The sequence below is a fragment of the Longimicrobium sp. genome (assembly GCF_036280135.1).
Taxonomy (GTDB): domain Bacteria; phylum Gemmatimonadota; class Gemmatimonadetes; order Longimicrobiales; family Longimicrobiaceae; genus Longimicrobium.
Genome location: NZ_DASURI010000336.1, coordinates 1 through 6,036, shown reverse-complemented (window position 1 = coordinate 6,036; position 6,036 = coordinate 1). Strand labels below are relative to the sequence as shown.

Here is a 6,036-nt window from a genome sequence, read left to right as displayed (position 1 = left end):
AACCTCCCCCAGCAGTTTTGGGGGAGGTGGGCGAGTTTTACGAGCCCGGAGGGGGCGCCCCGCTGGATGCCCGCCTGTCTTCTGGATCCGTCCTTCCGATCGGCTGATCGGCCGATCCGCCGATCCGTCCTCCTCTGATCGGCTGATCCGCCGGATCCATCCACCTCCGTCCGCCAACTGGCCGCTCCGTCTGCCCCCGCCTGAATCCCCCGTCCTCAATCCCCGCCGATGACCGGGGCGTCGAGGTCCTTCTCATCCCGGGCCACCTCCGGCCGGCGCGTGCGGAAGTAGCGCACGGCCTCCATCCCCAGCGCGCAGGTGATGGCCCACGCCCCGCCGATCACGAAGCCCGCCAGCACGTCCGACGGGTAGTGCACGCCCAGGTACAGCCGCGACAACCCCACCAGCAGGATCACCAGGATGGCCAGCGCCCACGTGAGCCGCTTGAGCCGCGGCGTGGGCGCCAGCCGCGCGATGAGGAACGCCAGCGTGCCATAGACCACGATGCTCGTCATGGCGTGCCCGCTGGGGAACGACGCCAGGCCCACGTGCTGCGTGCGCCAGGGAAACACGTCCGGCCGCGGACGGTTGAACGACACCTTGAGCACCGTGTTGATGAGCCCCGACCCCAGCACCGCCACCCACAGCAGCGCCGCCGAGTAGTGGTGCCGGCTTTGCCACAGGAACGCGCTGGCCACCAGCACCACCATGTACACCACCACGCGCGCGCCCAGCGCCGTCACCTCCAGCGCCACGTTGTCCAGCCAGGCGGCCCCGTGGCTGCCCATGAAGCGCAGGATGGCGTCGTCGAACGCCTGCGTCTGCCCCCGCACCACGGCGCTGGCGATGAGGGCGAACACGGCGGCCGCCAGCGTCACCAGCGCCAGGCCGGCCACCAGGAAGATGCCCACGGCCGCGTGAAAGCCCCGCACGTTGCGGCCAATGAGCCGCAGCAGGCCAAACATGGGGCTCCGCAGCCGGTTGGCCGCGCCCGTGCGGGGCTCGGCCCGGCGCTCCAGGGGCGGTCCGGATCGCGTGTTCATGCAAGCGTAACGCGCAGGCATCATGCCGCACTTGCGACGGCGCCCCGCGCGCCGTTACGCTCCCCCGCATGATCCGGCTCTTGGACGTGGCAAAGGAGTTCGGCGGTCCGCTGGCCCGCCTTCGCGGCGAGCGCGTGCGCGCCCTGAACGGCATCTCGCTGGAGGTGCCGCCCGGCACCGCCGTGGGGCTCGTGGGGCCCAACGGCGCGGGAAAGAGCACGCTCATCCGCCTGCTGCTGGGCTACATTGGTCCCACGCGCGGCGGCGTGCAGGTGGGCGGCATGCTGCCCCGCGACTACGCGGAGCGGCACGGCATTGCCTACGTGCCCGACCGCGTGTCCCTGCCGCCCTCGTGGACCGTGCGCGGCGCCCTGGACGCGTTCGCCGCGCTGGGCGAGGTGGACCAGCCCAAGGAGCGCGTGGAGCGGTGGATGCGCCGGCTGGGGCTGGCCGAGATCGCCAGGCGGCGCGTGGCGGCCCTCAGCAAGGGCAACCTGCAGCGGCTGGCCTTGGCCCAGGCGCTCCTGGCCGACCGCACGGTAATGATCATGGACGAGGGCACGGACGGGCTGGACCCCGAGTGGGTGGCCCGCGTGCGCGACATCCTGGCGGAGTGGCGCCGGGCAGACCCGCAGCGCGTGCTCGTCTACGCGTCGCACGACCTGGAGGAGGTGGAGCGGGTGGCCGAGCGGGCGATCGTGCTGTCGGAGGGCCGCGTGCGCGAGGTGATCGACCTGCGCGGCGGCGGCGGGCCCGTGCCGGCGTACCGGCTGGAGGTTGAGGGGACGGATGCCGGCCGCCGCGTGGAGGCCGCCTTTCCCGGCGCGCTCCCCGTGCCCGGCGAGGCGCACGCCTTCCGCGTGGAGGCCGGCTCGCCGCGCGACCTCACGCACAGGCTGCAGGCGCTGCTGGAGCGGGGCGTCGTCGTCCGCGCCATCGTCCCCGAGGCGGGCACGCTGCGCCAGCGCTACCGGCACGGCATCTCGTCGAAAGCCTCCCCCGCGGCCAAGGCGGAAGCGAGCACGGCGGGCGAAAAGGGAGGCACCGCGTGATCCCCATCCTCATCCGCAACATGCTGCCGCGCCTGGCGCTGGTGGTGCTGCTGTGCGTGGCGTTCTTTCTCCTGGACCCCGGCCTGCACCAGCACCCGGGCGAGGCCATCCCCGAGGAGTTCCAGCTGGACCTGGGCGCCCTGGGGCTCGCCACCTCGCTGTCCAACCTGGCGGGCTTTTCCATGCTGGTGATGCTGGGCGGGTTCATCTCGCACGACCGCCGGCAGGGGTACTACCGCATGTACTTTTCGCATCCCACGCGGCCGCTGGCGTTCTACGGCCTGCGCTGGGTGCTGGCCCTGGTGACCGTGATGGTCGCGTGCGTCCTGTGGCTCGTCATCAGCCAGGTGGTGGCGTGGGGGCAGTTCGAGGGTGGATGGCGCGGGATGTACATCGCGTTCCTGGCCGCCCTGGCGTTCGGGGGGATGATCGCGTTCCTGTCCGTGGCGCTGCCGCGGGGAGACGGATGGGCGGCGCTGGTGCTCGCCGTGTTCAACTACTTCTGGTTCTACGTGGCCTCGCTGGGCGCGCGCCCGCTCCCCAAGCCGCTGAACGACGCCGTCTCGCTGGTGCTCCCCCCGCAGTTCGCCCTGTCCGACGTGTACGACGGCCTGCTGCGCGGCCAGATCGCGTGGGGTCCCAGCGCGTTCATCGCCGGCTACGGCGTGTTCTGGCTGCTCGTGGCCGGCCTGCTCCTCAAGCTGCGCGACTGGCCCTAAGTCGCTGATCGGCTTCGTCGAAGACGCGTTCCTCCGGCGCGCAGGGAAACCCCTTCGCGCGCGAGACGTGTCATCCTGAGGAGCCGCCGCGCGATCCAGCCCACCGCGCGAGCCTTGGCGGCGACGAAGGATCTTGCCCGCGAAGCAACAAGCCGGCATCCGCGTGCGATCTCCGCCTTCCGCGCAGGCAGGCTTCGGCCACGTCAGGGTCTCGCGCTCCGCATCTGATATGACGCGGCTCCCGTTCGATAACCACCAACCCCGCCGAAAACGCGTAACGTCGCGCTTCCGCGGACACTCGAAATCCGCGAAAAAGCATCCGCCGGTCCATCCAACTCTCCGCGTCTGCGTATCCTCCCCCGGCGCGTCTCCTCCCAGCATCCCCGCGAAACACAATGTTCGGATTCGAGATCCTGGACGTCGTCATCGGCCTCGTGTTCGTCTACCTGCTGCTGGCGCTCTTCGCGACGGCGCTCAACGAGTACATCGCGGCCGTGCTCAACCTGCGCGGCAAGGAGCTGGCGCGGGGCCTGGGCCACCTGCTGGACGACCTGGACGAGAACGGCGCGGTCAGGCAGGCCCGGGACGGTATCAGCGCCAAGGTGACCACGCGGGCGGGCCTGCTGACGGAGCAGCTCTACAACCACAGGCTGATCCGCCCCTTCGCCACACGCCAGGGGTGGATGACGCGGTGGTGGCGGTGGCTGCGCAGAAGCAGGCTGCTCTCGTGGCTGCCGTGGCCCGCGAAGGGTCATCCGCGGCTTCCCTCGTACATCCCGGCGCGCACCTTTGCGCTCGCGCTGCTGGACGTGCTGGGGGTGGATGGAAAGGACGCGAGTCTCGAACACCTGGTCCCCGCGCCCGCGAATCCCGATCCCGCCGTCACCGCCGCGCGGCAGGCCCTGACGAACGCGCAGACCGCCGCGGCCGCTCCGGGCACGAACAAGGAGCAGGCCGACAAGGTGATCGCGGCGGCGCGGGCAACGCTCACGAAGGCAACGCTGGCCCAGGCGATCACCGACGCGGAGAAAGCGCTGGCGGATGCTCAGGACGCGCACGCCGCCAGCCCGAGCAATGCCACCGCGGAAACGCTCACGGCCGCGCGGCAGACGCTCGCGAAGGTGCGGCTGGCGCAGGTGCTCGGCATCCTCAAGCTGGAGTCGCCGCTGGACCTGACGGAGCAGCTGGTTACGCTGGGCGGGCTTTCGACGGCCGGCAACAAGCTGGCGGCCGACCTGCAGCTTCAGCTGGCGGGCGCCCTCGCCGGCGCGCAGACGCAGCTGCAGGAGCTGCACGATGGCGTGGAGGTGTGGTTCAACAACGCCATGGACCGCGTTTCCGGCGCCTACAAGCGCACGGCGCAGGGCTGGCTGTTCTTCCTGGGCATCCTGATCGCCGGCTGCATGAACGCCGACACCATCGACATGTGGCGCCGCCTGGAGTCGGACGATGCCCTGCGCGCCGCCATGGTCCGCCGCGCGGAGGCGATGGTGGCGGATGTGGATACCGCCGCACGGGCGGACACCAGCCAGACGCTGACGCTGACAAGTTCAAGACAGAGCGCAAGTTCCGATAGTACAAAGTCGGACACGACAGCCTTGGGGCGGGCCCAAAGGAACTATCGCATTGCTCGGGCGCGGGTGGACAGCCTGGAACTCGAGCTGGGCTGGACTCGCGACCAGGCAGTGGCCGCTCACCTGATCAGGAAGGATTCCGACAGATATCCGAAGAACGGCAATCCAGTGCGGTGGCTGCTCACCAAGATTGAGCAGGGGCTGGCGCCTAAGGGGTACCATGCGGATCTGTTCCCGTTCGACACGTGGCCCAGCTTCCTCAAGCTCGTGGGGCTGCTGCTGACGGCCATCGCCATCTCGCTGGGCGCGCCGTTCTGGTTCGACCTGCTGAACAAGGTCATCAGCATCCGCGCCGCGGGGCGCTCGCCGGAGGAGAAGCCGAAATCGCCCGAGGCCAACGCCAAGCGCCTGGCCGAGCGCGCGCCCAAGTAGCGCGCCGGATGAGAGCGCCGTTCAACCTCCCCCAGGTTTTTTTGGGGGAGGTGCGAGCCTAAGCGAGCGGAGGGGGCGCTCGCGCGAAGGCTGGCACCGCGAGCGGAAGTCGGCCCCGAGTCTCGCACACAAGATCCTTCGTCGCCGCCCGGGACCAAGCCTGGGCAGAGTCCGCGCGGCGGCTCCTCAGGATGACGCTTCTCTTGGTACGAGGAACACCAAAAGCCTCCGGATTGCGGAAACGCAGAACGGCCGCGCGATCCGCGCGGCCGTTCTCGTATCCATCCACCGTCGTCAGGCCGGGATCACACCGGGCGTTCGTAGACGCGGTACCGCTTGTAGGCGTCGGCGCCCATCTTCTCCAGCGCCGTGCACATCTCCGGGTTGTCTTCCAGGATCCACGAGCCTTCCGCGCCCCGGTAGCCCTTGCCGATGCCGATCTCCAGCAGCCGCGAGTACATCACGGCGCCCAGCCCCAGGTGCTGGTAGCCGGGCTTGAGGCCCAGGGTAAGGATGCGGGCCGTGCGAATGCGCCGCTGGTGCCACAGGAACTTGAACACGCCGAACGGAAACAGCTTACCGTTGGGCAGGTGCTTGAACGCCTGGTTCAGGTCCGGCAGGGCCAGCAGGAACCCGATGGGCTCGCCGTCGGCCTTTTCGGCCAGCAGCACCAGGTCCGGGTCCACCACGGGGCGCAGCTCCTTGGCCAGGTGGTGGAACTCCGCCTCCGTCATGGGGACAAAGCCCCAGTTCTGGCTCCACGCGGCGTTGTACACCTCCTGCACCCGGCGAACCTCGTCCTGCAGGTCCTTCATCCGCACGGAGCGGATGGTCACGCCGGCCCGTTTGGCCAGCCGGTCCATCGTCGTGCGCAGGCGGTCCGGGACGGTGGGCTGGATCCAGTACGCCAGCAGGTCCTTGCTCTTGCCCATCCCCGCCGCGTCCATCAGCCGGCCGTAGTACGGCGGGTTGTGCGACATCATCACCGTGGGCGGCGTGTCGAACCCGTCCACCAGGATGCCGGGCGAGCTGAACTCGTCGTTGGTGGAGAAGTTGAACGGGCCGCGCATCACCTGCATGCCGCGCCCGCGCAGCCACGCCGACGCCGCGTCCAGCAGCGCCGAGGCCACGGCCGGGTCGTCCACGCACTCGAAGAAGCCGAAGAAGCCCGTGCGGTCCGGCGCGTGGAACTGGTTGTACTGGTGGTTGACGATGG

The 6,036-nt window shown here is 69.9% G+C and carries 5 protein-coding genes; 3 read left to right on the top strand and 2 right to left on the bottom strand.

The annotated features are described in order from the left end of the window. Window positions 1-215 precede the first annotated feature (215 nt). A complete protein-coding gene (locus VFZ20_RS10580; RefSeq protein ID WP_329683838.1) occupies window positions 216-1,043 on the bottom strand; it encodes a phosphatase PAP2 family protein in 828 nt (275 codons plus the stop codon). Between the two features lie 68 nt (window positions 1,044-1,111). Between VFZ20_RS10580 and VFZ20_RS10575 the strand changes: the two genes are divergently transcribed. The 3 genes from VFZ20_RS10575 to VFZ20_RS10565 all read left to right on the top strand — a co-directional run bounded on the left by VFZ20_RS10575 (window position 1,112) and on the right by VFZ20_RS10565 (window position 4,820). Further along, window positions 1,112-2,095: an ABC transporter ATP-binding protein gene (locus tag VFZ20_RS10575; RefSeq protein ID WP_329683837.1), complete on the top strand. Its 984-nt coding sequence runs from the start codon at window positions 1,112-1,114 to the stop codon at window positions 2,093-2,095. Next, complete coding sequence (locus VFZ20_RS10570; RefSeq protein ID WP_329683836.1) at window positions 2,092-2,814, top strand: hypothetical protein; 723 nt, start codon at window positions 2,092-2,094, stop codon at window positions 2,812-2,814. The genes VFZ20_RS10575 and VFZ20_RS10570 overlap by 4 nt, the downstream gene beginning before the upstream one ends. Window positions 2,815-3,209: 395 nt before the next feature. Further along, the gene (locus VFZ20_RS10565) at window positions 3,210-4,820 is read left to right on the top strand and encodes a hypothetical protein (RefSeq protein WP_329683835.1); all 1,611 of its coding nucleotides are present in this window, start codon (window positions 3,210-3,212) and stop codon (window positions 4,818-4,820) included. A 305-nt stretch (window positions 4,821-5,125) separates the two neighbouring features. Here the strand turns inward: VFZ20_RS10565 and VFZ20_RS10560 are convergent. Beyond that, on the bottom strand, window positions 5,126-6,036 hold a 911-nt coding region (locus tag VFZ20_RS10560; RefSeq protein ID WP_329683834.1), incomplete at its 5' end, for a GNAT family N-acetyltransferase.